Annotated in this window: 25 protein-coding genes and 1 pseudogene; 10 read left to right on the forward strand and 16 right to left on the reverse strand. The window is 55.6% G+C overall.

The features are described from left to right. Nucleotides 1-43: 43 nt before the first annotated feature. The 3 genes from BUA49_RS01340 to BUA49_RS01350 all read left to right on the forward strand — a co-directional run bounded on the left by BUA49_RS01340 (nucleotide 44) and on the right by BUA49_RS01350 (nucleotide 4,506). The gene (locus BUA49_RS01340) at nucleotides 44-1,228 is read left to right on the forward strand and encodes a multidrug effflux MFS transporter (protein ID WP_072795003.1); all 1,185 of its coding nucleotides are present in this window, start codon (nucleotides 44-46) and stop codon (nucleotides 1,226-1,228) included. Nucleotides 1,229-1,270: 42 nt separating this feature from the next. Further along, complete coding sequence (hpaD, locus tag BUA49_RS01345) at nucleotides 1,271-2,197, forward strand: 3,4-dihydroxyphenylacetate 2,3-dioxygenase (RefSeq protein ID WP_072795004.1); 927 nt, start codon at nucleotides 1,271-1,273, stop codon at nucleotides 2,195-2,197. 407 nt (nucleotides 2,198-2,604) lie between these two features. Further along, a complete protein-coding gene (locus BUA49_RS01350; RefSeq protein WP_072795005.1) occupies nucleotides 2,605-4,506 on the forward strand; it encodes an FAD-binding monooxygenase in 1,902 nt (633 codons plus the stop codon). Between the two features lie 84 nt (nucleotides 4,507-4,590). Here the strand turns inward: BUA49_RS01350 and BUA49_RS17890 are convergent, their stop codons facing one another. The 6 genes and pseudogenes from BUA49_RS17890 to BUA49_RS01375 all read right to left on the reverse strand — a co-directional run bounded on the left by BUA49_RS17890 (nucleotide 4,591) and on the right by BUA49_RS01375 (nucleotide 9,852). Next, nucleotides 4,591-5,295, reverse strand: a complete 705-nt coding sequence (locus BUA49_RS17890; protein WP_228704458.1) for an ABC transporter ATP-binding protein — start codon at nucleotides 5,293-5,295, stop codon at nucleotides 4,591-4,593. A gap of 210 nt (nucleotides 5,296-5,505) precedes the next feature. After that, nucleotides 5,506-5,955, reverse strand: a pseudogene (locus BUA49_RS17895) (hemerythrin domain-containing protein); the annotation flags it as partial. Between the two features lie 21 nt (nucleotides 5,956-5,976). Beyond that, complete coding sequence (locus BUA49_RS01360; protein WP_072795007.1) at nucleotides 5,977-6,735, reverse strand: ABC transporter ATP-binding protein; 759 nt, start codon at nucleotides 6,733-6,735, stop codon at nucleotides 5,977-5,979. Next, entirely contained in the window at nucleotides 6,732-7,739 is a 1,008-nt protein-coding gene (locus tag BUA49_RS01365; RefSeq protein ID WP_072795008.1) for a branched-chain amino acid ABC transporter permease, read from the reverse strand. Before BUA49_RS01365 ends, BUA49_RS01360 begins: the two co-directional genes overlap by 4 nt. After that, the gene (locus BUA49_RS01370; protein WP_072795009.1) at nucleotides 7,739-8,614 is read right to left on the reverse strand and encodes a branched-chain amino acid ABC transporter permease; all 876 of its coding nucleotides are present in this window, start codon (nucleotides 8,612-8,614) and stop codon (nucleotides 7,739-7,741) included. The genes BUA49_RS01365 and BUA49_RS01370 overlap by 1 nt, the downstream gene beginning before the upstream one ends. 77 nt (nucleotides 8,615-8,691) lie before the next feature. Continuing rightward, nucleotides 8,692-9,852 (reverse strand): ABC transporter substrate-binding protein, encoded by a 1,161-nt coding sequence (locus BUA49_RS01375; protein WP_072795010.1) that lies wholly within the window; start codon nucleotides 9,850-9,852, stop codon nucleotides 8,692-8,694. Between the two features lie 503 nt (nucleotides 9,853-10,355). Between BUA49_RS01375 and paaX the strand changes: the two genes are divergently transcribed. Continuing rightward, a complete protein-coding gene (paaX, locus tag BUA49_RS01380) occupies nucleotides 10,356-11,327 on the forward strand; it encodes a phenylacetic acid degradation operon negative regulatory protein PaaX (protein WP_072795011.1) in 972 nt (323 codons plus the stop codon). Between the two features lie 16 nt (nucleotides 11,328-11,343). On the opposite strand, the gene BUA49_RS18220 is transcribed toward paaX, so the two are convergent. Beyond that, a complete protein-coding gene (locus tag BUA49_RS18220; RefSeq protein ID WP_407656650.1) occupies nucleotides 11,344-11,472 on the reverse strand; it encodes a DUF6351 family protein in 129 nt (42 codons plus the stop codon). Nucleotides 11,473-11,537: 65 nt separating this feature from the next. Here BUA49_RS18220 and BUA49_RS01385 point away from each other — a divergent pair, with 65 nt between their 5' ends. Then, entirely contained in the window at nucleotides 11,538-11,798 is a 261-nt protein-coding gene (locus tag BUA49_RS01385) for a CSS-motif domain-containing protein (RefSeq protein WP_072795012.1), read from the forward strand. A gap of 66 nt (nucleotides 11,799-11,864) precedes the next feature. Next, nucleotides 11,865-12,428, forward strand: a complete 564-nt coding sequence (locus BUA49_RS01390) for an NADPH-dependent FMN reductase (protein WP_072795013.1) — start codon at nucleotides 11,865-11,867, stop codon at nucleotides 12,426-12,428. A 60-nt stretch (nucleotides 12,429-12,488) separates the two neighbouring features. On the opposite strand, the gene nhaD is transcribed toward BUA49_RS01390, so the two are convergent. The 7 genes from nhaD to BUA49_RS01425 form a co-directional block, all read right to left on the reverse strand. Further along, nucleotides 12,489-13,913, reverse strand: coding sequence for a sodium:proton antiporter NhaD (nhaD, locus tag BUA49_RS01395; RefSeq protein ID WP_217650392.1), 1,425 nt, complete (start codon nucleotides 13,911-13,913; stop codon nucleotides 12,489-12,491). 241 nt (nucleotides 13,914-14,154) lie between these two features. Continuing rightward, complete coding sequence (locus BUA49_RS01400; RefSeq protein ID WP_072795014.1) at nucleotides 14,155-15,957, reverse strand: AMP-dependent synthetase/ligase; 1,803 nt, start codon at nucleotides 15,955-15,957, stop codon at nucleotides 14,155-14,157. After that, nucleotides 15,954-16,763 (reverse strand): ABC transporter ATP-binding protein, encoded by an 810-nt coding sequence (locus BUA49_RS01405; RefSeq protein ID WP_072795015.1) that lies wholly within the window; start codon nucleotides 16,761-16,763, stop codon nucleotides 15,954-15,956. The genes BUA49_RS01400 and BUA49_RS01405 overlap by 4 nt, the downstream gene beginning before the upstream one ends. Nucleotides 16,764-16,771: 8 nt before the next feature. Further along, nucleotides 16,772-17,980: an ABC transporter substrate-binding protein gene (locus tag BUA49_RS01410; RefSeq protein ID WP_072795016.1), complete on the reverse strand. Its 1,209-nt coding sequence runs from the start codon at nucleotides 17,978-17,980 to the stop codon at nucleotides 16,772-16,774. Between the two features lie 36 nt (nucleotides 17,981-18,016). Then, entirely contained in the window at nucleotides 18,017-19,060 is a 1,044-nt protein-coding gene (locus BUA49_RS01415; protein ID WP_072795017.1) for a branched-chain amino acid ABC transporter permease, read from the reverse strand. A 1-nt stretch (nucleotide 19,061) separates the two neighbouring features. Beyond that, nucleotides 19,062-19,940: a branched-chain amino acid ABC transporter permease gene (locus BUA49_RS01420; RefSeq protein ID WP_072795018.1), complete on the reverse strand. Its 879-nt coding sequence runs from the start codon at nucleotides 19,938-19,940 to the stop codon at nucleotides 19,062-19,064. Next, a complete protein-coding gene (locus BUA49_RS01425) occupies nucleotides 19,941-20,756 on the reverse strand; it encodes an ABC transporter ATP-binding protein (protein ID WP_072795019.1) in 816 nt (271 codons plus the stop codon). It lies immediately after the preceding gene. Nucleotides 20,757-20,912: 156 nt separating this feature from the next. Between BUA49_RS01425 and BUA49_RS01430 the strand changes: the two genes are divergently transcribed. After that, the gene (locus BUA49_RS01430; RefSeq protein ID WP_072795020.1) at nucleotides 20,913-21,707 is read left to right on the forward strand and encodes an enoyl-CoA hydratase/isomerase family protein; all 795 of its coding nucleotides are present in this window, start codon (nucleotides 20,913-20,915) and stop codon (nucleotides 21,705-21,707) included. A 31-nt stretch (nucleotides 21,708-21,738) separates the two neighbouring features. Here BUA49_RS01430 and eutC read toward each other — a convergent pair whose 3' ends face one another. Further along, a complete protein-coding gene (gene eutC, locus BUA49_RS01435; protein WP_072795021.1) occupies nucleotides 21,739-22,569 on the reverse strand; it encodes an ethanolamine ammonia-lyase subunit EutC in 831 nt (276 codons plus the stop codon). Beyond that, on the reverse strand, nucleotides 22,562-23,962 hold the full coding sequence (locus BUA49_RS01440) for an ethanolamine ammonia-lyase subunit EutB (protein ID WP_072795022.1): 1,401 nt from the start codon (nucleotides 23,960-23,962) through the stop codon (nucleotides 22,562-22,564). The genes eutC and BUA49_RS01440 overlap by 8 nt, the downstream gene beginning before the upstream one ends. A 216-nt stretch (nucleotides 23,963-24,178) precedes the next feature. Between BUA49_RS01440 and BUA49_RS01445 the strand changes: the two genes are divergently transcribed. The 3 genes from BUA49_RS01445 (at nucleotide 24,179) to nfsA (ending at nucleotide 26,670) form a co-directional block, all read left to right on the forward strand. After that, nucleotides 24,179-25,336, forward strand: coding sequence for an iron-containing alcohol dehydrogenase (locus BUA49_RS01445; protein ID WP_072795023.1), 1,158 nt, complete (start codon nucleotides 24,179-24,181; stop codon nucleotides 25,334-25,336). A 73-nt stretch (nucleotides 25,337-25,409) separates the two neighbouring features. Next, on the forward strand, nucleotides 25,410-25,829 hold the full coding sequence (locus tag BUA49_RS01450; protein ID WP_072795024.1) for an acyl-CoA thioesterase: 420 nt from the start codon (nucleotides 25,410-25,412) through the stop codon (nucleotides 25,827-25,829). Between the two features lie 103 nt (nucleotides 25,830-25,932). After that, on the forward strand, nucleotides 25,933-26,670 hold the full coding sequence (nfsA, locus tag BUA49_RS01455; RefSeq protein ID WP_072795025.1) for an oxygen-insensitive NADPH nitroreductase: 738 nt from the start codon (nucleotides 25,933-25,935) through the stop codon (nucleotides 26,668-26,670). Nucleotides 26,671-26,675: the final 5 nt, after the last annotated feature.

A 26,675-nucleotide genomic window follows, 5' to 3' on the forward strand; every position in this document is an offset into this window, starting at 1 on the left:
CGCCCATTGCGGCTGCGTCGATTGCCTAAACGGCTGAGATACGTTGAAACCGACACCACCTGTTGCTCTGCTGGCATTGATCGCCATGGCCAGCCCGCTGGCCCTGAATGCCTTCGTGCCGGCGATGCCTGATGCAGCCGCTGCGCTGGATGCGGATATTGCCACCATTCAGCTGACCTTCACCTTCTATCTGCTGACACTGGCAATCGGACAGTTGATCACCGGACCGCTGGCAGACTATTTCGGTCGTCGGCAGGTGCTGCTGACCGGCCTTGGTCTGCACACTGTTGGCAGCCTGTTTGCTGCCTCGGCTGATGGCGTTGATATGCTGATTGTTGGGCGCGTCCTGCAGGCGCTGGGCGGCAGCACCTGCATGGCACTGGTTCGCGCCATCATTCTTGATGTACATGGCCGTCAGGGTGCAGCTGGCCGCATGGGTTATGTGGTTATGGCCATTGCCATTGCGCAGGCGATCGCACCAACCATCGGTGGTTATCTGAACCTATGGAGCGGATGGAACTCTATATTTTATCTATCTGTTTTCATGGGTGCTCTGGTCTGGCTGCTGGCTCTGCGGATGCTACCCGAAACCAGCAACGTGCGCAGTGACAGCCTGCACCTTCGCGGCATTCTTGAGCGCTATCGAGACGTACTAGGCTCTAGGCAATATCTGGGTTATGTGCTCTCGACCACGGCAGTGGCGGCAGCTTTCTATCTTTTTGTTGGCAGCAGCCCTTACATTGTGACGGATCAGCTAGGAGGCAACTCGGCCCAGTTCGGAAGCTGGTTTCTGATTGTATCGCTAGCCTTCATGGCGGGTAGTTTTCTGTCAACGCGCCTGGCACAGGCGTTCAGTGTTGACCAGATGATACTCAGCGGAAACCTGATTTCACTGCTAGGAGCGGCCTTGCTGATGGGCCTGTCAGTGCTCCATCAGCTCAGCTTTGCCGGCTTGTTTCTGCCGATGGCGCTGCTTATATTCGGCCGTGGTCTAAGCCAACCCAACGCCCAGTCAGCAGCCATCAACAGCAGTGACAGCTCAGCCGGAACCGCATCAGGACTGATGGGCTTTATTCAGCTAGTAACCGGTGCCGCCATCGCCCAGCTGGTGCCTGTCCTGCTGGAACATAACACTACACTGATATTCGGATGCATATTGGTAGCCCCTATAATCGCCCTGTTGGCACACTTTAGCGCCTGGCACCGAAGACACGACAGAACTGCCTGATAATGGTTATGGAAACCCACAACGACAAAAGAGGAAAACCTCATGGGTAAGCTCGCATTAGCTGCAAAAATCACGCATGTACCATCCATGTACCTGTCCGAGCTGGACGGCCCGCAGAAGGGCTTTCGCCAGAAAGCCATCGACGGCCATATCGAGATCGGGCGCCGCTGCCGCGAACTGGGCGTGGATACCATTGTCGTATTCGATACCCATTGGTTGGTGAACGCCAACTACCACATCAATTGTGGCGCCCACTTCAAAGGCAACTACACCAGTGGTGAACTGCCCCACTTCATCTCCAATATGAAGTTTGAATACGACGGGAACCCTGAGCTGGGCAAACTGCTGGCCGCCGAATGCAATGCTCAGGGCGTGGAAACACTGGCGCATGACAAGACCACCCTCGATCCTGAGTACGGCACTCTCGTACCGATGCGCTATATGAACGAAGACCGCCATTTCAAGGTGATCTCGGTCTCTGCAATGTGTACCGTGCACTACCTGAATGACAGTGCCCGCCTGGGCTGGGCAATGCGTAAGGCGATCGAAGAGCATTATGATGGCACCGTGGCTATTTTTGCCAGCGGCTCGCTGTCTCATCGCTTTGCCCAGAACGGTCAGGCACCGAAGTTCGCCACCAAGACCTGGTCTCCGTTCCTGGAACGCCTGGATCACAGTGTGGTTCGGATGTGGGAAAACGGCGAGTGGGAAGACTTCTGTGAAATGCTGCCCGAATACGCCGTAAAAGGTCACGGTGAAGGCTTTATGCACGACACCGCCATGCTGCTGGGCGCACTGGGCTGGTCCGAATACGACCAGAAAGCGGAAGTACTGACCCCTTACTTCGGCAGCTCAGGAACTGGCCAGATTAACGCCGTATTCCCGGTATCTCAGGTCAGCGGCGATAAGGTTCCTGCTCCGCAGGCCTCGGTCACCGAGTCCTTTATTCCTGGTTCAAGCCGCATCTGAGGGTAAACATCGGACGCTATAACGGCCTGCAACTGCAGGCCGTATTGGTCACCTGCAACTCATTGGCGGCACTGGCGCTAACGCGACAGCCTGCGGCTTGGTCCTGATTCAACCTGGCACAGATTATTGATTGCTTTTTGATCAACAACACGGGGCGGTGGTGAGCTGGGATAACTCGGGTTAAATATAGAAAAGTGCAATAATAAACCAGAATTATACATTTCCTGCACAAGCTTCACTCCGCATAATTGAGTCAGTCTTTCATGGATCATTATCAAAGTTATTGTTCGGGTAACGACTCGAAGGCCATCACATACGGATAAAAAAGCGGATTACCAATAAGAAGCAGAGCCAACCAGTCCCGGTATCATCCGGCCGGACCTAAAAAACAAAAAGGAGAAGTAACAATGCAGTTTCACCATCACGGATACGTATCCACCGACCCGAGAGTCGAGGAGGCGGCTGGCACGGGCATTGATCGCCCCGAGGCGCTACCGGATTTTGTGGATGTTCTTATCGTCGGCAGCGGGCCGGCCGGCGTGATTGCCGCCGCTCAGTTGGCGAAATTCCCGAACATCACTACCCGAATCGTCGAGCGGCGACCCGGACGACTTGAAATCGGCCAGGCCGATGGCATCCAGGCACGCAGTGTCGAGACATTCCAGGCGTTCGGTTTTGCCGAAAGAATCACCGCCGAGGCCTACCGTATTACCGAGATGGCCTTTTGGGCCCCGGACGCCAATAACCCGGCGCACATTACCCGCTCCTCGGTGGCCCCGGATGACGCCACCGGTGAAATCAGCGAGTTTCCCCATCTGATCGTCAACCAGGCAAGGGTTCTCGATTACTTCGCCGAGTTCGCCAGAAACGCCCCCGCCCGGCTGACCCCCGACCACGGTCTGGAATTCGTGGGGCTGACGATTCACGACGGCGAGGACTATCCCGTCGAAGTAACATTGCGCCATACCGCCGGCGATAAAGAAGGCCAGGAATGCACGGTGAAAGCCAAATACGTCGTCGGTTGCGATGGCGCTCACAGTCGCGTTCGTGAGTCGATTGGCCGCAAGCATATCGGCGCGGTCTCGAATCATGCCTGGGGTGTCATGGATGTGCTGGCCAACACCGACTTCCCGGACATTCGCACCAAGTGTGCCATTCAGTCATCAACTGGCGGCAGTATTTTGCACATTCCCCGCGAAGGCGGTCACCTGTTCCGGATGTACGTCGACCTCGGCGAAGTCGCCAAGGATGACAACCGGCAGGTACGCCAGACCACCCTGGAAACCACCATCGCCAAGGCCAACCAGATCCTGCACCCCTATACCCTGGAAGTGAAGGACTGCGCCTGGTACGCCGTTTACGAAGTTGGCCACCGAGTGACCGACAAATTCGATGATGTGCCCCCCGGCGAAGAAGGCTCCCGGGCTCCGCGGGTATTTATCACCGGTGACGCCTGCCACACCCACAGCGCCAAAGCTGGCCAGGGCATGAATGTGTCCATGCAGGATGGTTGGAACATCGCCTGGAAGCTGGGCCATGTGCTCTCCGGCATCGCGCCCGAATCTCTGCTCAGTACCTATTCGAGTGAACGCCAGGTTGTCGCGCAGAACCTGATCGACTTCGATCGGGAATGGTCGAGCTTGATGGCCAAGCCCGCAGAGGAGTTCGAGGATCCGAAAGAACTTTCAGATTTCTATGTCAAAACCGCGGAATTTCCGGCGGGCTTCATGACCGAGTACACAGAGTCGATGATTACTGGCACCACAGAACATCAGAACCTGGCCACTGGCTTCCCCGTTGGCAAACGGTTCAAATCGGAGCGGGTGACGCGCGTTTGTGATGGTAATGATGTCCATCTGGGTCACCATGCTACCGCCGACGGCCGTTGGCGGATCTATGCCTTCGCGGACAAGGCGCGCCCCGGAGAGGATTCCCGTTTGTCCGCCTGGGCGGAATGGCTATCCAGCTCACCCGACTCGCCGGTTGTGAAGTACACCCCCGAGGGCTGGGATCTGGACAGCATCTTCGACGTCAAGGTGATCTACCAACAACCCCATGGTGAGATCGAATTTGGCCCGAACATACCGGCCGTTTTTGCGCCAAAGGTGGGGCCCTTCCAGGTGACTGACTATGAAAAGGTCTACGCTATCGATCCGGAAGTCGACATTTTCGAAACCCGCGGTATCGACAGAAACGGGGCCGTTGTCGTAGTGCGACCGGACCATTATGTTTCGCAGGTGCTCTCATTTAGTGACGCTGATGAGCTTGCCACGTTCTTCGATGGAACCCTGTACCGCCGCTCCCTGTGATCAAGGCGGCGGTGAAAATCAACAACCGCTGCGCTTACTGCATCTGTGTCAGCCCGGATACCGGGCTGACACAGATGCACCCCGTCACATCCCCAGATAAGCCTCACGTACTTTCTCATTACTAAGCAACTCACGGCCAGAGCCTTCTATTACCACTCGGCCGGTTTCCAGCACGTAACCACGATCAGCAAGCGCCAGCGCCTGGGAGGCATTCTGCTCCACCAGAAAGATGGTGATGCCTTCGTTTTTAAGCTCTTTGACGATGTTGAAGATCTCTTCAATGATCAGCGGCGCCAGCCCCATGCTGGGCTCGTCCAACAGCAACAGCCTGGGCTTTGCCATCAGCGCCCGACCCATGGCCAGCATCTGCTGCTGGCCGCCAGACAGTTCGCCCGCCAGGTTGCGGCGTTTCTGCCGCAGTATGGGGAATTTCTCATACATGCGCTCAAGGTCGTCTTCCACTTCCGGACTGCGACCACGGGTGTAGGCGCCCAACAGCAGATTGTCCTCAACACTCAGATCTTTGAATACCTGCCGGCCTTCTGGCACCTGAACGATGCCACTGGCAACCCGCTGATCCGTAGTAATTTTCAGCAGATCTTTACCCTCGAAGGTAATGCTGCCGCTGTCTGTCGGCTGCAGGCCAGAGATCGTCATTAGCAGTGTCGACTTGCCCGCACCGTTGGCGCCAACCAGGGAAACGATTTCACCGCTATTGATGCGAATATCAACGCCGTGGAGCGCTTCGATCTGGCCATAGGAGGTTTTCAGGCCCTTGATCGTCAGCATTTCCTCAGTGGCGTGCTGTGCAGTCCTACGCGGCGCGTGATGCAGCCCCAGGCCACCCAGGCGCTCCGGCGTGTAGCTCACGATGCGATGACGTAGTTCGCGGAATTCATCCCGCACCCGCTCGCCAAACAGCGGATCGTTAGCCTGGTCACGGGATTCAATAATCAGGTGCCAGTCATCTTCACTCAGAAGTTTGCGGGCCCGGGGTATGACAACGCCTTCCTCTTTTTTGATGTGCTTGCGCAAGGCTTCGGTAAACCGTGCCAGCGCGTGACTGAAGTCCTCCCGGCCGTCAGGCCAGCGCTCCATGCATACCATTAGCAGATGGCGCAGCTCGTTGATCTTCTGGTCGCCAATCACGTAGCCGTGAGCGAGCTTATCCAGCAGCGGTTTGGTTTCCGGCGACTTTTCTCCCAGCACGCGGTACAGCACTATCTCCTCGGGAGAACTGTGCACACGCCGGGCAAAATGCTGAACGTAATCGAAGATGTTATTAAACAGCGTTTCATCGGGCTGCTGTTCATTGATGTTCATGTCGTGCTGAAGCTCATCCAGCAAATCCAGTATGCGCCACAGGGCCTGATGTTCCTGAACAATCGTACTGATGGCTTGCAGGCTGTAGCTGTCTTCAGACGCAACGTTGGTCGGTGTTTGTGTCATTATGGTTATCCCTCGCTCCGTTTAACCGCCCAGATAGGCTGCGATCACGTCCGGGTTTGCACGAATCTGTTCCGGCGTGCCTTCCGCCAGTACGCGCCCGTAGTTAAGCACCAGCAAACGGTCAGAAATACCCATCACCAGTTTCATGTCGTGCTCTACCAGCATCACGGTAATGCCCTGCTCGGCAATCTTGCGGATCAGCTCTTCCAGCGCAGCGGTTTCCACGGCGTTCAGGCCAGCGGCCGGCTCATCCAGAAGAATGATTTTCGGCTCCGCCGCCAGAGCGCGGGCAATCTCCAGCCGTTTCAGCGCGCCATAAGACATCGCTGAGGCTTCGGTGTTGAGGTACTCGCCACAACCGACAAACTCCATCAATTCAGCTGACTTCTCCCGCGCGGCTTTTTCACCCCGAGTGAGCGCAGGCAAACGGAACAGAGTGGTTAACAGATTGCTTTTCAGGGTCAGGTGCCGGCCCAGCATCACATTTTCAATGGCCGTCATGTTCATACAGATCTGCATCTGCTGGAACGTGCGACACATGCCCCGTTCTGCCAGCTGATTAGGCTCAAGCTTCGCGATGCTTTCGCCGTTCAGCTTCACTTCGCCGCCGGTGGGCGTATACAGACCTGTGATCAGGTTGAACAACGTGGTTTTACCGGCACCGTTGGGGCCGATAACCGAGTACACCTGGCCCGCATCCACCGAGAAACTCACACCTTCTACGGCATGTACGCCACCAAAAGCCTTGGACAGTTTATTAACTTCCACCAGAGCGGTCATGCGTCACCTCCGGCAGACTTGGAGCGTCGTTTGTTCAGGAAATTAGCGGCAGTTGGCAGTAAGCCTTTGGGCATGAAGATCATGGTCAGCATCAGGATCAGGCCGAACAACACCATTTCCATCTCCTGAAAATCAGCCAGCAGTTGCGGCAGCAGTTCCAGTACCACAGCGCCAATAATTACTCCGATAGTCGAGCCCATACCACCCAGAACCACCATAGTGATCAGCAGAATGGAAAAGTCGAAACTGGCCACAGAGGGCGTAATAAAGCCCTGAAAATGCCCGTAGAGCGCACCCATCACGCTGGCGTATACCGCTGAGATTACGAATACCAGGCTTTTGTATTTTGCGGTATTCACACCCACCACACTGGCAGCGACTTCCGAGCCGTGAACGGAGCGCAAGGCCCGGCCAATAGGAGAATCAATCAGGTTCTGGGCCAGCCAGACCGCTGCCAGCAGCACCACGCCCGCGAACAGATACCAGGCCAGGTCACCGCTGATATCCATGCCAAACAGGGAATACTGGCCAAAGGCGCTGAGCTCCCAGCCGAACACATCAAACGGGGGCACCGGCATGCCATCCGGCCCACCGGTTATTTCCCGCTCGTTGTTCAGGATAATCGCGATAATGAAGCCCACCGCGAGGGTAGCCATGGAAAGATAGTGGCCCTTCAGGCGCAGAATCGGGCGACCGACAACCCAGGCAATAATAGCCACGACAATGGCGCCGACTATCAAGGCAGGAATTGCAGACCAACCGTAATTGCTGGTCATGAGGGCGCTGAAATAAGCACCGAGCCCGAAAAAACCCGCATGCCCAAGGCTGATCTGGCCAGCAAAGCCTACAAGCAGGTTAAGTCCAACCACCGCTCCCGCGATCAGCGCGATTTGCGTGGCCAGGCCATAATGAAACGGGTTGGAGATGAACAGTGGTACTGCAAACACCACGATGGCCAGAAACACCAAGCCTTTTAGACGGGATTGCGAAAATCGAGCCATCATCACACCCGCTCCACAACTTTGGCGCCAAACAAGCCTCGGGGCATGAAGAACAGCACCACAAGAATCATCGAGAAGGCCACTGCGTCCTTGTAGTCAGACGACAGATAACCCGCAGCCATGGCTTCAACCACACCAAGAGCCAGGCCGCCGACTACGGCACCCATACCGCTGCCGAGGCCTCCAATGGCCGCTGCCACAAAGCCTTTCAGCCCGAGGATAATGCCAATGTCATAGGAGGTGAAGGTAATCGGTGCCACCACAATACCGGCTATGGAGCCCAGCAACGCTGACACCATGAATGCCAGCATCAGAACGACCTGGGTACGGATACCCACCAGGCGAGCAGCATCTTTGTTCATCGAGGTAGCAAGAATCGCCTTGCCGGTCAGCGTGCGGGTAAAGAAGTACACCAGCACCGCAACAAGAACCGCGCCAACACCCAGTACCCAAAGGCTCTGGTTGTTCAGCACGGCTCCAAAAATCTCAATCGGCTCGTCGCTGCTGAAATTAGGCATAACGTGGTATTCCTTGCCCCAAATCAGCTGGGCCAGGCCACGAATAAAAATAGACGCACCGATGGTAATAATGATCAGTGTAACCACATCCGCATTTTTGGCGGGCGCAATGGCAAAGCGCTGAAGGGCAATGCCCAACAGACCTGCCAGAGCCACAGCAAGTACAATCGCGAGCAGCATCGGCACACCCATAGCTGTCATGGATACCGTTGCCATACCGCCAATCATCAGGAACTCGCCCTGGGCAAAGTTGATCACATGGCTGGCGTTATAAATCAGGGTGAAGCCCAAAGCGATCAGGGCATAGGTGGCACCAATGGTGATACCGGTAAACAGGTACTGCAGGAATTCAGAGAACATAATCAGGTCCGCTCGCGCAGCGGCTGACAGCAATCCCTAAGGGTCGCCGCCAGCCTGTGGTACGGATGAAAACAGGCTTAGTTGATCAGCTTCCAGCTACCATCCTGTACTTCCAGGATGCGGAAGGAATCGGCTTGCAGACCGTTGTGGTCGTCGGCTGACATATTGAAAGTGCCGGTAACGCCCACATGGCCCTGAATGCTCTCAAGAGCATCGCGCACAGCTGCTTTGTCTGTGCTGCCGGCTTTTTTGATAGCTTCAACCGCAAGCATCAGGCCGTCATAGGCATAGGCACCAAAGGTAGACACCTTGGAGTCCCAGCGAGCTTCGTACTCACTCTTATAAGCCTCAACCACCGGCTTTTGCGGGTCAGACTCTGGCAGGGAGTCCGGCACCAGCAACGGTGACGCAGGCAATCTCAGGCCTTCAGCACTGCTACCTGCCAGCTCGAGGAAGCCATCAGAGGCAACGCCGTGAGACTGATAGAACGGAAGCTCAATACCCAGCTGGGCGTAGTTACGGGTTACGATGGCCGGGCCTTGGCCAAAGCCGAAGTTAAGAATTGTCTGCACACCTTCAGTGCCGCGGATATTGGTGAGCTGCGCCGTCATGTCGGTGTCTGAACCGCCATAGGTTTCATCGGCAACAATCTCGATCCCACCCATTTCCTTGGCCACTGCGAGGGTTTGCTCGCGCCCGGAACTGCCAAAGCCACCGGTGCCAGAAATCAGGCCAACCTTGGTCAGGCCGCGCTCTTGCATATCTTTCAGGATGCGCTCTGCCGCCATACGGTCGGTTTGCGGGGTCTTGAAAACCCACTTTTTAACCGGGGTGGTAACAACCACAGCACCCGCCAGGGAAATGAACGGAATCTGCGCCTGCTCGACCATCGGTACGGCCGCCATGGTGGCGCCCGTGGTACTTCCGCCTACAATAATATCTACCCGGTCTGACCGGATCAGGCGGCTTGCAAAGTTACGTGCTTTGGCAGCGTTGCCTGCGTCATCGTAATGAATAAGCTCGAGCTGACGGCCCAGCACGCCGCCGTCTTTGTTGATTTTTTCAACGTACATCTCCATGGTTTTCAGCTCCGGATCGCCCAGAAAAGAGGCGGGACCAGTAACTGCAAGAAAGGAACCAATACGTATAGGCTCAGCGGCCTGAACGTTCATTGCCAGCATGCCGACCGCTGCAATGGCCGCAAACTTGCTTGCACGACGAGTGATATTTTTGAACATTTTTGTTGTTCTCCCAGGTTTAGTCAGGGCGTTTTAGTTTTATAGGCCCTCGAATTTCCGAAAACAGAACGATTTTTTCTGCAAGGGCTACACTTTTCCGTATCACGTGTGCCTTTACAGCGCCCCGTTTTCAGCGCAGCGTGACAGACATTCGTCTATCACTGCCATTACTAACTATCCGCCACTTCAATAATACGATACCGTTGACGGATATCAATGGAAAATATTGTATCACTAAGCCAGTGTCAACTGGGGACTGCATTCAGGTACATAACTTTTACAACAATCGATACCAATGTATTAGTACATAAGTGCCCTTTTGACACTTCCTCTTGAACATCCGGCACATTCCGCCAGCAGCAGGCTTGTGCAACAGAGCTGTTCTTACCCGCTCTGAATGTATGCAGCTTTACCCGATGGCTGTATCGGGGATAATGATCGCCCGAACGCCGTCAAGCCAGCAGGAACAACATGACGGAAAGTCTTGAAGAGATAAGAGAACCATGTCTGCAAAACAACAACTCGAGAGCTTGATCCGGGACTTCCAGCACAAGCGCCCTTTACGCGCGGGATCTCTGATCATCACAACCTACGGCGACATTATGCACCCGCGAGGCGGTGACGTCTGGCTGGGCAGCCTGATGAAACTCCTGACCCCGATGGGCGTGAGCGAGCGGCTTGTCCGCACCTCAGTCTACCGGCTGGTTCAAGACGGCTGGTTACAAACTGAAAAAGTGGGTCGGTGCAGCTATTACAGCGTTACCGGTGCAGGACTGAGACGATTCCAGCAGGCGTTCGAGCATGTATACGCACTCGGCACAGACGATTGGAATGGCAGTTGGTGCCTGGTATTCCTCAATCAACTGGAAACGGAAACCCGCGCCAAAGTGCGCGAAGAGCTGAAATGGCTGAGCTTCGGCAGCATGGCCTCAGGTGTTATGGAACACCCGCGTTTTACACGCCACGAACTGGTCCCACTGCTTCAGGAGTGGGGCGCACTGGAAGACACCATCGTGATGCAGACCCAGCCTCTTGAACAGCGAAGCCCGAGGGCTCTGCGCAGGCAGGTAAAGGAAAGCTGGAACCTGGACGAGCTGGGCTTTCGGTACAAGCGCTTCCTGGAAAAGTTCCGGCCACTCTGGCGGGAGCTCAGCTCCAACGACAACCTGAACCCTGAAGACTGCGTTACCGCGCGCATCCTGCTGATTCACGAGTATCGCAAAATACTGCTGCGGGACCCCTTGCTGCCAGATGAACTGTTACCGGGCGGCTGGGAAGGACGCAGCGCCAAACAGCTATGTCGCAACCTCTACCGGGCGATATACAGCCGCTCCGATGAGCACCTGGCGAATCTGCTGGAAAATGCTTCAGGCCCACTGCCCGGGCCTACACCAGGCTTTTATCGCCGCTTCGGCGGACTGATCGAAGAAAATGCGGCTAATAACGGTGCAATAGTGGCGGAAGAGTCAGCCTGACTCTTCCGCTTACCGCTCAACCAGCAGGACGCCCCTGATCTGGCTGACTGTAGTCGCAGACACCGTCAGGAAAAATCTCGTGCAGCCGAGTGACTTGGCCCTCTGTGAATGAAACCGTTCCATAAGTGTTGTCTGTCAGTGCCATAGTATGCGGGCGTTTCTATAGCCACGGTACCTTCGGGCTTTGTCACTACTCGTAACGCAAGCTCAATGGCTTCCATGCAGCCGTTGGCGACCAGCAAATCTTGCTCGGTCATCGACAGGATGAACGCCTTGGGCTTTACCGAATGCTCAGCTGAAGTGCTCGCAGCCATGCGGCGAGAGCTCTTTCTGGCCAGCCGCGTCAGAGATGTCGGCTTTGTCCTGGACAACACCTTGCTCTACACAACAGGCCTGTTTGCGAACTTGATCGGATTCTCTGTTCATCTCTCTCAGAATGCTCCGCTTGATCGCGCCCGCCCGGGAGTCTAAGTTCGAAGTTATACAAACAAGCCCCGGCTTCAAGCTCACTCTTACTTTCCTTCAGGACACTGTTTTATGGCCCTTAAACTGAATATCGTAACCTGCAGCACCCGCCCCGGTCGCATAGGCCCGTCCATAACGACCTGGTTTCGGGAATTTGCCGCAACCAGCTCCAACTTTGACTGCGAACTGGTAGACCTGGCTGATTTCAACCTTCCGGTTTACAACGAAGCCAATCATCCACGCTCAGGCATTTACGAGCACGCGCACACCAAAAGCTGGTCGGAAAGCGTAAACGCTGCCGATGCTTATGTATTTGTGATGCCTGAGTACAACTTCTGCCCGCCTCCGGCCTTTGTGAACGCGCTGAATTACGTTTACAACGAGTGGAATTACAAGCCGTGCGGGTTCGTAAGCTATGGCGGAGCAGCCGGCGGTGTACGTGCCGCAGCACTGGCTCGTCAGCTGGTCACAACTCTGAAGATGATGCCAATGGTTGAAGGCGTGATGGTACCCATGGCGTGGAATCAGCTGGACGACAATAAGGTGTTCCACTCCAACGATCTGATCGACCCTTCAGCCACCGCGATGCTGGCTGAGCTGGAAAAATGGGCCACAGCCCTGAAAACCATGCGCTGATACAGACGGAGCAGAGCGATTTGAAGCGTGGAGCCCGAAACGGGCTCCGTGTAAAGCATTTCAGAACAGATTGGCATTCAGCCATAGGTGCGTTGCGATGGACGCCGCATAACCAAGCATGATCACCGGTGTCCAACGCAGGTGCGTCATGATGGTGTAATAGCCCCGGGCTTGCCCCATAAGCGCCACTCCGGCCGCTGAGCCAATTGATAGCATAGAACCACCAACACCCGCAGTAAGCGTGACCAGCAGCCATTGGCCATGGGACATATCCGGTTCCATCGAGAGCACGGCAAACATCACCGGAATGTTATCAACGATGGCCGACATAGCGCCGATTGCAATATTCGCGCCCGTCGCGTTCCAGTCGGCATACAGTAGCTGGGATACCTCAGACAAGTAACCGATGTAGCCAAGCCCGCCCACGCAAAGCACAACACCATAGAAAAATAGCAGTGTATCCCACTCTGTGCGGGCCATCGGGTTGAAAATATCAAAAGGTACAGCTTTGTCGAGTCGTTCAAGCAGGCGGGTATTCTGGTGGTTTTCAGCCCAGACTCGCTCACGAGCGACCCCCCGCTTGAAACTGATCTGCAGGTAGTAGCCCAGGAACTGCAGGTAAGCAAGCCCCATCATCATGCCAACCACTGCGGGCAGATGCAGAAAGTTGTGACCCAGCACCGCTGTTGTGATGGTGAGCAGAAACAACGCAACTGTGCGGCGAGCGCCGCGCTTCATGATCACCGGATCCGTCGCATCCTTAGGTGGCTCACTCGGAACGGCAAAACTCATGATCACAGCCGGCACCAGGAAGTTGACCGCAGCTGGAATAAACAGCCTGAAAAACTCGGTGAACTCAACCACGCCCTTCTGCCAAACCATCAGGGTTGTTATGTCACCGAACGGGGAAAATGCCCCGCCAGCGTTTGCCGCAATCACAATATTGATACAACCAAGCCCGATAAAGCGCGGGCTGTCTTCTCCAACCTTCATCAGCACTGCGCACATCAACAACGCAGTGGTCAGGTTATCGGCGATAGGCGAGATAAAAAATGCCAGCAAGCCGGTAATCCAGAACAGACTCAGATAACTGAAGCCCTTGTTCACCAGCCAGCCACGAAGCGCGTCGAAAAGCTGCCGCTCCTCCATGGCGTTTATGTAAGTCATCGCCACCAGCAAGAACAATAAGAGCTCAGAGTATTCCAGAAGGTTGCGTTTCAGTGCCGCATTGGCGCTTTCAGTATCACCGCTCATGGCCGCCGCGCCGGCTACCAGAAACCAGATCAGGCCTGCCGCCAGCAGCACCGGTTTAGACTTGCGCAGGTGCAGCTTTTCCTCAAGCATTACGAATGCATAGGCGATAACAAAGATCGCAATCGCGAGATAGCCAACCGGGTGGTTCGTGAGGCTCTGGATACCGGACTCTGCAGCACTGGCAAAAGTGCTGCATCCGAAGGCAAAAAGCCCAAAAATGATCAGTGCCATTCTCGTTGCCATATTGCGATGGGCAATAACACTGTGAAGACCCCGATGCGGGGGTAGCGTTTCGGAATTACAGATTTCAGTCATGATACCTGGCTCAAAAGTTGTGTGGAGGGCATTATCAATCAGAAAAGGCTTAGCAAACCATAGATTCCGTCAAGTCGACTTGATCTAGGTCGTTCGCAAGCTATCCTGCTCAGTATTCCCTCTGAAATCTCACGTTCGAGCCTTGACAGAGCACAATTCAGCTATATAACGACTCGATCACGTCTGCGTATTTCTCATAGATTTTGCTCCGACGCACTTTCATAGTGGCGGTCACCTCATCATCATCGTGATCCAGCTCTTTGCTCAGCAGATGGAAACGCTTGATCTGCGCCACCTGTGGCAGCCTGTCATTGCCCTTGCTTACCTCTGCCTGAATCAGTTCCTGCACCTTTTCAAGTTCCGTCAAACTGCGGAAAGTAGTGTAGGCAATCCGTTCCTGCTCTGCCCACTTTGCGGCTGTTTCAAAATCGACCTGAATCAACGCTGAAACATACTTGCGGGCCTCACCAACAACAATGCACTCCTTGATGTAAGGGCTAGCCTTGATCGTGTTTTCAATTTCCGTGGGCGACAGATTCTTACCCCCGGCGGTAATCATGATGTCCTTGAGCCGGTCGACGATTCTCAGCTGCCCTTCCTGCCACTCACCGACATCGCCGGTATGCAGCCAGCCTTCCCTGAGGGTGGCTTCCGTTGCCTCATCGTTCTTGTAGTAGCCTTTGAATACTGTGCCGCCGCGCATGAGGATCTCGTTTTGCTCCCCCAAAGCTACCTCCAACCCGGCAACCGCTATGCCGACAGAGCCAAGGCAAACATTGTCCGGGCGCTGGGCCGTCGCTACACCCGTGCTTTCGGTCTGGCCGTATACCTCAACCAGGGGCACGCCCAGGGTTCGGAAAAACAGGAGAATGCCTGTTGAAATCGGGGCCGCGCCGGTAAGCGCGATGGAACAACGGCGCAACCCGATAAAATTCTGCAGAGCACGGAACACCAGCCAATAATAAATACTGTAGGTAAGCCGTTCCCCCACGCTCCACTGGGCCTTTGGCTTGGTCGCCAGAGGCTCACAGGCGCTCATCGCGCGGGCAAAAAGCCGCTGTCGCAAACCGCCCGTCTCCTGCATTTTGATATAAATAGCGGAATGGAGCTTTTCCCAAATTCGCGGAACACCCAGGAAAAACGTCGGCGCAATCTCCCGAAGGTCTTCCTGAATCGTGCGCAGGCTTTCACCAAAGCTCACCGCACTGCCCACATAGACAGGCGCTATATTGGTCAGCGCTTGCTCGGCCACATGGCACAGCGGCAGATAAGACAGGCTGGTACTCTGCTGCGCCACCCCCAACAGTTCTATCAACCCGGGCGCACCGGCCTGCAAGTTGCCCCAGCTGATCATTGCGCCTTTGGGCCGGCCAGTCGAGCCGGAGGTATAGATCATCAGGGCGATATCATCCATCTGCTGGCTATCGAGCAGTTCGTCAATCAGCTCAGGATGACTTTGCTCAAACTCCCGCCCCAGGGTCTCGATTTCTTCAAACGAGGACGGCGGCGCCGGATAGGAACGCAATCCTTTGGGATCGATAACAATGTTGTGCTTGAGTTGCGGCAACTGGGGCCAGGCCTCCAGCACCTTATCGGTTTGCTCCTGGTCTTCACACACCACCATTTCTGCATCGCTGTGCTCAAGCACATAGGCGACTTCGTTCCAGGGGCTGGTGGGATAAACCCCCACGCAGATAGCTTTTACCAGGCCGATGCCCATCTGCGCGATGACCCACTCCACCCTGTTTTCCGCAATAATGGCAACGTGGCCACCTTCGGAAAGACCGAGCGCACGCAGACCCAGACCAAAGTGTCGGGCCCGCTGGTAATAGTCCTGCCAGGAATAGGCTCGCCAAATACCGAAATCTTTCTGGCGAAGCGCCAGCATGTCCGGGCGTTCTTTTGCGTGGGCACGGAGCATTTGGACAAGCGTAAGATCGCGAACCTGCGGTGTTGTCATGATAGCCACCGCTTACGGCGTTTGTAGTGTTTGATGTCCCGGTAACTGCGGGCCTCTCCCTCCTTGCCTCCAACCCCGAGGTAAAATTCCTGCACATCCTCGTTGGTGGCAAGCTTATCCGCAGGGCCGTCAATCACGATTTTTCCATTTTCCATGATGTAGCCATAAGACGCGATCGCCAGAGACACGGCCGCATTTTGCTCCACCAGCAATATTGCGGTGCCCTGTTCCCGGTTTATACGGGCAATAATGGTGAAAATTTCTTCAACCAGCTGCGGAGCCAGGCCAAGAGATGGCTCATCCAGCATGATCAGTTCTGGCTGTGCAATCAGCGCACGGCCAAGCGCCAGCATCTGCTGCTCCCCGCCAGACAGGTAACCAGCCAGTTGCTTACGGCGGTCCCTGAGGCGAGGGAAATAGTCATAGACCAGCTCGTAGGAATCGTTTAGCGAATTCTTACGCCCACTGAGCGCATAGGTTGCCGCAACGAGGTTTTCCTCAACGGTCAGATCTTCGAATACGCGGCGCCCTTCCATTACATGAAAGAGGCCATTGCGAACCAGCTTTTCCGGCGCCACTCCCTTCAAAGGACGGCCCTTGAAGCGAATCTCTCCGGCTGTCACCTCGCCGTCTTCCAGAGCCAGCAGCCCCGACACGCTTTTCAGTGTCGTGGATTTTCCAGCACCGTTGGACCCCAGCAGCGCCACAATGGCGCCATGGGGAACACGCAGTGACAGGCCCCGGAGAACCTGCACCGCCTTGTTGTAAACCACTTCTATATTATCGATTTCCAGCAAGGCTTCCATACAGCGTCTCAGTCGAGGTGAATCCAGTCAGATACCGGTTCATAGCGGGCTTCTTTAGCGTTCACGCGCCAGATACGACCAACCGGGAACGACATGTCCTGCACCGAAACCGGAATACCGATAATGCCGCCGGTGTCCCAGTCCTTGATTGAAGCCAGAGACTCGGCCATGTTCTCGGCAGTCAGCTCCTTGCCCGCATCCATGGTGCGCTTGATCACCTCAGTCCAGACCATCGCGTTAAACCAACCCTGCATGTAACCGGTCGGACGGTAGCCAGCATCCGGATCACTCTTTTCTGCCTCGGCACGCAGTGCGTCGAGCATCGGTCCGCCTTCAGCGCTGTCATAATAGTTGTAGGGCATAACCCCCATATAACCATCAGCATCTGCACCCATCTTGTTGATGATGAGTTTGTCAGAAGACCAGAAGGTGCCCATAAACTGGGTATCCAGACCCATCTGCCGCATTTGCACCATGAACTCGTTTATGGGCGATAGCACATAGCCGTGGAATACCACAAAGTCGGGGCGCACCCGGCGCAGCTTCAGTATCTCTGCAGACACATCCACACTGCCGGGCTTGGTGACAATCTCTTCTACGACTTCGATACCCATCTCGGCGGCTTTGGCCTTGCCGCTTTCAATAGGGTCTTTGCCAAACTCGGTATCGCTGTATACAAATGCAACGGTAGGCATCTCGCCATCTTTGCCCTGGGTCGCAATGTACTCAAGAATGATGCCGAACATCTGGCTATAGTTCGGGCCGGGAATGAACTGATACGGGTACTGTTCATTGTCCGTCAGCGCGGTCGCAAACGATGCACCGCTCATCAGCGTGGTGCCTCTGCTGTTCAGTTCCGAGGCGATTGTTTTCATGAACCCGGTGCTGTCACCGTAGTAAACCGGAACTTTGTTACTGCCGGTGATTTTCTTGAATGCGGCCACGGAACGGTCCACTTCATAGCCGGTATCTTCCATTACATACTTCACCGGATGGCCGTTGATCCCGCCCTGGCTGTTGATCCAGCTTGTATAGTCGGTCAAGCCGGCATGAATGTGCACGCCGGCAAAAGCGAAAACGCCAGACAGAGGTATGGACCCACCAAATACAATGGGTTCTTTATCCTGTGCCATAGCGGGCGCCGCTGCCGCCAGAGCAGCGGCAATGCTACCGATACCTGCGAGCCTGCGACCTTTGTTGAGGATGCTTTTGAACATGTTTATTCTCCTTGCGGCTTCTTGTTGTTAAATCCACTAGTTCCTGAAGGGCCATAAACTGAAAAAGCGCCGAATGCGGTGCCAGATCTCCGCCAGCCCGTGCGGTTCAAAAATAAGGAAACCAACAATCAGCGCGCCAAAGATGATTTCGAGCATTGGCGACATGAATATCGGTGCGTTCGGATAAAACGGTGTCAGGGCTGCGGTAAGCAGTTTGAGAACTTCCGGAATCAGCGTCATGAAGGCAGCACCGAGGATTCCGCCCAGCAAGTTACCCATGCCGCCAACAATGACGGCCGCCAGATAGAAAATAGACATGGAGAGCGGAAAACTTTCTGGTGTGACGACCCGGAAAAAATAAGCAAACAGGCCACCGGCAACACCAGCATAAAATGAGCTGAGCGCAAAGGACATCAGCTTGTAATGCAGCAGGTTGATGCCAAGAATTTCGGCCGAAATATCCCTGTCCCGGATAGCGATAAACGCCCGGCCGATGCGGGTGCGGAACACATTTTTGGCGGCAAGCACCATCAGTACCGCCAGCGGCACAATGATGAAGTACATCGCAAAATCACTTTGGAACGTCAGCCCAAACAGGTGCGCCGGCTCAAGGCTCAAGCCTCCCATACCACCGGTTACCGATTCCCACTCGGCGAAGATAAAATGCAGGAAAACACTGGCTGCCAGCGTAGCAATCGCCAGATAGAGCCCTTTCACTCTGAGGGAGGGAAGCCCCACCAGAATACCAACCGCGGCCGCCAGCAGCCCGGCAAGCATGAGCGTTACCGGGAAAGGCAATGCTGTGTTCAGGGATAACCAGGCCACGGTATAACCGCCGACACCCATGAAGCCGGCCTGACCGAGGGAAATCAGGCCGGTAAATCCGGTCAGTATGTTCAGCCCCGTAGTACTGATAACCGCAATACCGACCAGACACCCCAGATACAACAGGTAGGAATCGGCCATAAACGGAAAAATCAGAAGCGTAAGTAGGAAAAGCGCGAACCAGATTTTCTGTGTGGAACTGGTCCAGATGGCCTCGTCGGCCTCATAACTCTGTTTGGCGTCACCGATGCGCATCTTACACTCGCTCTATTTCATGGGTGCCAAAAAGGCCGTAAGGGCGGAAAACCAGAATGACTGCCAGCACCGCGAACGTAGCCGGCATACGGTACTCCCCACCCAGGTAAGCGCCTGCCACGGTTTCCAGCCAACCGATAAATACCCCGGCAACCAGCGCACCGACGATACTGTCGAGCCCTCCAACAATCACCACCACCAGAACACTCAGGCCGATGGCACCAAACTGCGGGCTAAGCCCACCTGTTGCGGCGACCAGTACGCCCGCGAGCGACGCCGCGAGCGAGCCAAACACCCAGGCCATATTGAACACCCGGCGCACGTTAATGCCCATGGAATAGGCCGCAGCCTGATCCGAGGCGGTGGCCCGCAGCGCCACGCCACCGCGGGAAAAACGGAAATACAGCAGGTAAACGATGAGCAGTGCGGCGCCAATGAGGAAGCCGTAGGCAATTTTAGGTGCCAGATACATCTCGCCGATGAACACCGGCTTGCGCGGAAGAAAGCCCGGTAGAAGCTGAGGGTCTGCGCCCCATATAAGCTCTACCAGCCCCACCAGAATACTGGCAATACCGATAGTGACCATCACGACCGAAATTGACGACTCCCCCAGCATTGGCCGGATCATCGTCTTTTCGATCACACCACCCAGAATACTCCCACCAAGCACCGCTAGCGGCAGCGCCACCCAGGGTGACATTTCCATACCTCCGGCAAAGGTCAAAAACAGGTAGGCAGCGAACATCATGATCTCGCCGATGGCGAAGTTAATGACCCGGGTGGCTTTGTAAATGATCACGAAACCCAGCCCGATCAGGGCATAGAGACCACCCATGGCCAAGCCTGCAAGGCTGATCTCCCCAAAAAACAACCAATCCATTCAAGCCACCTCGCGTTCGGAGTTAAGCTTTTTGCGCAGGCTGTCCATATCACTGGTGCCCAGATACGCTTCGATAACTTGCGGATTGTTCTGCACCTCTGCAGGCAGGCCTTCCATAATCACCTGGCCAAAGTTGAGCACGGCAATATGATCGGAAATATCCATGACCATACCCATATCATGCTCAACCATAAGCACGGTCACGCCCCACTCCTCACGTATATCGAGAATAAACCGCGCCATATCTTCTTTTTCTTCCCGGTTCATCCCGGCGACGGGTTCATCCAGCATCAGCACCTTGGGCCGCATGGCCAGGGCGCGGGCCAGTTCAACCCGTTTCTGAAGCCCATAAGAAAGACTGGCTACCGGTTGGCGCCGTATGTGGTCGATCTCAAGGAAATCGATAATGTGCTGTTCTACGTGCTTGCGCACGGCCATTTCCTCGCGACGAGCCGCACCGAAATAGGCAAGGGAACCCAGCAGGCCACTTTTCATATGTACGTGCGCCCCCAGTTTGATGTTGTCGAGCACGGTCATACCCCGAAACAGAGCAATATTCTGGAAGGTACGCGCAAGACCCATAGCGGCGCGGGCTGGCGGTTTGATATCAGCGAGCACATCGCCCTGATAACGAATAGTGCCCTGCTGGGGCTTATAAAACCCGGAGATGCAGTTAAACAGCGATGTCTTGCCGGCACCGTTCGGACCGATCACTGTGGTTACGGTATTTTCCGGTACGCGGAAGCTCACATCCTGTAACGCCTTCACACCACCGAACGAGAGCGAAAGATTATTAATTTCGAGGATACTGGACATTATTCCCCGCACATCGGCAGATTATGATTGTTGTTGTTTACGTCAACGTCAGGTTAATCTCCTGAATCAAACTTAAAGTAGCCTACTTTCATCATAAAAACCAAGGCAGTCTGTTCTATAGTTATCAGAACACTCTCAGCAACGGAATTCCCAACCATGACAGACAGCCCGGTGATCTCGGCATTTGATGAACAGACCGGCGTAGCCACTCTGACATTTAACCGGCCGGAGGTTCTTAACGCCATTGACGTCCCCATGGCCCAGGCCCTTCGCCGTGCAATCCAGGATCTGGCTCACACACCCGGGCTTCGATGCGTGGTCCTGACTGGCGCAGGGCGTGCATTCATGGCGGGGGGCGATGTAGCCAGCATGTCCGGCTCCCCCGATCGGGCCCGTGACGCTGTGAACGGAATGCTTGATGCACTGATTCCGGCCATTCTTCAATTGCGAAGCATGGACGCTCCGGTGATCGCAGGCGTTAAGGGCGCTGCCGCAGGTGCGGGTCTGAGCCTTGCACTGATGGCAGATCTTATAGTCGCCGAGGAAAACGCCCGATTCCTGGTTGCTTACAACGGGATAGGCACAGTGCCTGACTGCGGTGGCACATGGTTTCTGCCCCACAAGATCGGATCGGCACGCGCTACGGAAATGATGATGCTTGGGCGGACCCTGAGCGCAATCGAAGCGAAACAATTGGGTTTGGTGACCGAGGTGTCACCGGAAGCAACATTTGATGAGGTTCTGGCGGCCACCGTCAATCGGGTCGCCAATGGGCCGACTCGGGCTTTTGGTGCGTTCCGCCGACTGATGGATGATGCCAATGGCAGCCCCCTCAAAGTCCACCTGGAAGCCGAGCGACAGGCGTTTCTGAAGGCCACCGAAACAGCCGACTTCGCGGAAGGCGTATCGGCGTTTCTCGCCAAGCGACCAGCCGCTTTTTCCGGCCAGTAAAGCTCAGCCGCCAGCAAAGCCGAGCCTTTGTTCAATTGGCCAGAAAGTTGTTACTGATTCGGTCCTGTTCGATGACCACCTCTTCTGTCCGGTCTTTAAGGTCGACCCCCGAAAGCTTCAGGCGATCGGCTTCGCGAATCAGGTAAAGAAGGCGTTGGCTGGCATCTTCAAAATTGAGTCCGGCGGGCCGGATGTTGGAAATACAGTTCCGGCGAGCGTCGGAAAGGCCTGATTCCGGCCTGAACGTGAGGTAGATCCCGAGGCTGTCGGGCGAGCTAAGCCCTGGCCGTTCGCCGATCAGCACCACCACCATTCTCGCCCTGAGCAGAGCGCCAATCTCATCACCGATGGCAACCCTGCCCTGCTGCACGATCGTCAGGGGCGCCAGTTGCCAGTCCAGGCGCTCGCGCTGCAGGTCATTGAGAAAGCGGTCCAGAAACGGGATCACATTGTTCTGGACTGCGGAAGAAGACAGCCCGTCTACGATAACGATGGCAATATCAGATGCCCGGGCTTCCGACTGCTCAGCCGCCATCAGACGTTCACGCCCCTGCTCGGACAAACGTCTGCCCAGATCGGGCCGCTGCAGATACGTGAAGCGATCTTCAGCCTGGCTGTGCAGCAATACCGGCGCCCCAAGCGCGCTCACTCTATCCATATTTTTCATGGACTCGACAAGCCGGTTCACATCCAGTGGAAAATGTACCGCATCCCGCGCCCGGGCGTGGGCAAGCTGAAATGCCAGTAGTTCAGAGGTAGGCAGGCTGATTCCGGCCCGCCCCAGCCCAATCCGGGCATCGGTGTAACGACGCAAGGTCCGCCAGACATTCTCTGTGACCAGTTCCTTGTTACTGTCAGTCATGGGTTAAACCCTTGAGGCTATTCTGGAAGACAGTCGGCAATGCGGCGCTCGGCTCGTGCCTTGAGGTGTCCTCGAAGATTTTCATCCGGTCGAGCCAGGCTTCAAACTCTGGCGCCGGCTTCAGATCCAGAACCCGGCGCGCGTAAAGGGCATCGTGGAAGGAGGTGGTCTGATAATTGAGCATGATGTCGTCAGAGCCGGGAATGCCCATGATGAAAGTACAGCCTGCCACCCCAAGCAGGGTCAGCAGGTTGTCCATGTCGTTCTGATCCGCCTCCGCGTGATTGGTGTAGCAGATGTCACACCCCATCGGCACACCCAGAAGCTTCCCGCAGAAATGGTCTTCCAGCCCGGCCCGGATAATCTCCTTGCCATCAAACAGGTACTCGGGCCCGATAAACCCGACCACGGTGTTCACCAGTAACGGATTAAACCGGCGGGCGACAGCGTATGCGCGGGCTTCACAGGTTTGCTGATCAATCCCATGGTGAGCGTCGGCCGACAGGGAACTGCCCTGGCCGGTTTCGAAATACATAACGTTCTGCCCCACCGTGCCCCGTTTCAGGGAGAGCGCGGCATCCTGGGCCTCCCGGAGCGTGGACAGGTTAAACCCGAAACTGCTGTTGGTGGCTTCGGTGCCCCCGATCGACTGGAACACCAAGTCCACCGGGGCACCCTGTTCAATCGCCTCAAGGGTATTGGTTACGTGGGTCAGGACACAGGACTGGGTCGGAATGTCGTATTTGCGAATAACCTCATCCATCATCCGCATCAGCTTGGTGGCCTGAGCCACATTATCGGTGGCCGGATTAATGCCGATCACCGCATCGCCACTGCCGTAAAGAAGTCCGTCAAGAATGCTCGCGGCAATGCCGGCAATATCGTCGGTGGGATGGTTTGGCTGCAACCGTGTCGAGAGATGTCCCGGCAAACCAATGGTGTTTCGGAAAGCGGTCTGAACCTGGCATTTTCGGGCCACCAGAATCAGGTCCTGATTGCGCATCAGCTTGCTCACGGCCGCCACCATTTCCGGCGTCAGGCCGGGCCGCAGGCTCACAAGCGCCTCAGGTGTCGCGTGATCGCTGAGCAGCCAATTTCTGAAGTCGCCAACGGTCAAATGGGCGACCGCCTGAAAGGCCCGGGCATCGTGCTCGTCCAGAATCAGGCGCGTCACCTCATCCGCCTCATAGGGAATCAGCGCTTCTGAAAGAAATGCTTTCAGTGGCAACTCCGCCAACCTCATCTGGGCCACAACGCGCTCTTCGGCGGACTCGGCAATCACGCCCGCAAGCCGGTCACCGGAACGGGCCGGAGTAGCCTTTGCCATCAGGTCCGCCAGATTCCGGAAGTGCCAGATCCGCTCACCGAGCATGTATGAATACTTGTGCTGCATCCCGACTCTCCGCCCATAACTGCGTTGATTCATCAAACACTGTTTGCCCAGCATAGCAAACAGTGTTTCCAACCCTCCCCGTCTCCCGATATGCTTTCGGGATGAAAAGTATAAAAAAGATTCGCCCCACAGCCCGATTGCGGACCTCGTCGAGGAAGCCTCGCAGTTCAGGCCGGCAGCGTTATGCCAATGGAGTCTCTGACCCAGGAGAGAATAATGCCAGCATTTACCTTTAACACGACCAAAAGCGTCATCTGCGAACCGGGATCCATCAAACGTCTTGGCACCATTGTGAGTGCGCAGATTGGCAACAGTGTTCTGTTGGTGACCGACCCGGGTCTGGTCAAGGCAGGCTTGCTGGGCGCCGCAACAGATTCTCTGGATCAGGCCGGTGTGCACTATCGCGTCTTCGATGGTGTTGTCGCTGACCCCCCTGTTGCGGTCGTGGAAGCCGCCCTTGCGGAAGCCCGGGCAGCCAACATCGACGGTGTCATTGGATTTGGTGGGGGCTCCTCCATGGACGTCGCCAAGCTGGTTGCGCTGTTAATCGGAGGCGGCGAAAATCTGGAGGATGTATACGGCGTTGGACAGGCCAAGGGCCAGCGGCTCCCGCTGATTCAGATTCCCACCACCGCGGGCACCGGCTCTGAGGTGACGCCCATTTCCATCATCACCGTGGGTGCGACCGAGAAAAAAGGTGTTGTGGCGCCGCAGCTGCTTCCCGACATTGCCCTGCTGGATGCCGAGCTTACCCTCGGCCTACCAGCCCCTGTGACTGCAGCAACGGGCATCGACGCAATGGTGCACGCCATTGAGAGCTACACCTCCGCATCGGCGAACAACAATCCGGTGTCGCGTGCTTTGGCCCGTGAAGCTCTTCGACTGCTCGGGGCCAACATTGAAACCGCGATAAAAGAGGGAAGTAACGTTCAGGCGCGCTCCGACATGCTACTTGGCGCCATGCTGGCCGGGCAGGCCTTTGCCAACTCTCCGGTAGCCGCAGTGCATGCCCTGGCGTATCCGATCGGGGGTATTTTCCACGTCCCGCACGGCCTCTCCAATGCATTGGTACTGCCCCATGTCATGCGCTTTAACGCCTGCGCTTGCGCCGATGCCTACGCCACCCTGGCACCGGACGCTTTCCCGGATCTGGCCTCCGTTCCGAAGGAACGGCGGGTTGACGAGTTCATCCATCGTCTTGAAGCCTTGAGTGCAGACCTGGGGCTAGAGCAAACCCTGCGTGAGGTTGGTATTGGCGAATCCGATCTGTCGGTAATGGCAGCCGATGCCATGAAACAAACCCGACTACTGGTGAACAACCCGAGAGAAGTGTCGGAAGCTGACGCGTTGGCGATTTACCAGGCAGCGTTCTAACACGATCGCCCGCAATGCGGGCTCGGCACAGAATCACTGGACAGCCCCTTAATTAACCCAAAGGAGAGTATCCTTGGAACGAAGCAATTTTCAGGTTTTCTATCCCATAAGCACCCGTTGGATGGACAACGATGTGTATGGACATGTGAACAATGTCACCTATTACTCCTACTTCGATTCCGCCATCAACCGCTATCTTATCGAAGAGGGCGGCCTCGACATCCATTCCGCGACCGTGGTGGGGTATGTCGTGAGTTCAAACTGTCAGTTCCGCAAACCCGTCGCCTACCCTGATGCCATTGAGGCCGGACTGCGAGTTGTGAAGACCGGCAACAGTTCCGTGACGTACGAACTCGGCATTTTCAAACAAGGCGAAAACGAAGCATCGGCACTTGGGCAAGTGGTTCATGTTTTTGTTGATCAGGAGACCAACAAGGCAACCGCTATCCCTGACCAGATCCGAACTGCGTTGGTCCAAATAGAGGTGGCCTGAACAACAAGCTCTCACCAATACATGCGTGCACCAGCGAAACACCGTATCCTCCATTTTTTAAAACGTTCGTATGCTATCTGAAATTCAACGATTGCGAGGTATCATGAACCCGACCATTGAACTACTGAAATCCCACCGCTCCATCCGGAAATTCACGGACCAGAAGATTTCCCGCGAGCTGCTCGTGGAGCTCATCCGTGCCGGCCAGAGTGCAGCCACGTCCAGTCACGTTCAGGCCTATTCCGTAATTCACGTAGTTAATCCGGAAAACCGCCAAAAAATTGCAGAGCTCGCCGGTGGGCAGACCTACATTGCCGAATGCTCGGATTTCCTGGTGTTCTGCGCTGATATGAAACGCTCTACGGAAGCAGCAGAGAGGGCTGGTGCAGACGTCGTTCGCGGCATGACAGAGCAGCTGGTAATCGCCAGTGTCGACACCGCACTGATGGCTCAGAATGTTGCCATTGCCGCTGAATCAGAGGGTCTGGGACTTTGTTACATTGGCGGCATCCGGAACAATCCTGCAGAAATCAGCGAGATTCTCCACCTGCCTGAACACGTGTATCCGGTGTTCGGGATGTGCCTCGGTTACCCTGACCAGAACCCGGAAGTTAAACCCCGGCTGCCAGCAGAGACCATTCTCAAGGAAGACTATTACCAGGACGAACAGGATGAAGCCCAGGTAGCGGACTTCGACAAGACCATGAACAAGTACTATCTGGCGCGAACCGGTGGCAACAAGGACACCAACTGGTCAGAGCAACTGAAGCCCCTGTTCACCAGCAAACTGCGTCCGCACATGAAAGACTTTCTAAAGGGAAAGGGCTTCAAGATGCAGTGAGGGGC

This window comes from Marinobacter antarcticus (assembly GCF_900142385.1).
Taxonomy (GTDB): domain Bacteria; phylum Pseudomonadota; class Gammaproteobacteria; order Pseudomonadales; family Oleiphilaceae; genus Marinobacter; species Marinobacter antarcticus.